The sequence below is a fragment of the Citrobacter sp. VF227 genome (genome assembly GCF_052950715.1).
This window is the reverse complement of record NZ_JBRFVF010000414.1, coordinates 1-465: the sequence shown is the minus strand read 5'-3', so window position 1 is coordinate 465 and position 465 is coordinate 1. Positions and strand designations below refer to the sequence as shown.

Below are 465 nucleotides of genomic sequence, written 5' to 3'. Positions count from 1 at the left end.
GCGTCCGGCTCGGCGCCTTCTTCGATGATCTCGAAGCCTTCGGGTACGGACTGCGGTTCCGGAACGTCGACCGGCTCCATTTCGATCTCCGCCACCACTGGTGCAGCTGGAATGCTGGGCGCATCAACGGTGACATGCCGCAGGTCGTCCTGCCGATTTAACAGCATCGGCACGAATATGACCGCGATCGCTATAAGCACCAGCGCGCCGACCATGCGTTGCAGCAATCCTTCATGCTGCAGTGCCATGTCCACCAGCCACGAACTGTTGTTCCAGCCACTCGAGTGGCGCGGCCACGCAGTAGAACGAACCGAAAACCAGCATCTCATCGACCGATTCCACCCGGGCGCACTGAGCATCGAGTGCTTGCTCGATAGTTGCATACTCGCTGACCGATGCACCGCGCTAAAGCAGCGCTTGGGCCAACTGTGTAGCCGATTGCGTCCGCGGCGAAGGCAACGGGGC

Annotated in this window: 1 protein-coding gene; it reads right to left on the bottom strand. The window is 60.9% G+C overall.

The annotated features are described in order from the left end of the window. Positions 1-248, bottom strand: a 248-nt coding sequence (locus ACU8YC_RS27055) for a hypothetical protein (protein ID WP_446896270.1), incomplete at its 3' end; no start/stop codon positions are given. Positions 249-465 lie beyond the last annotated feature (217 nt).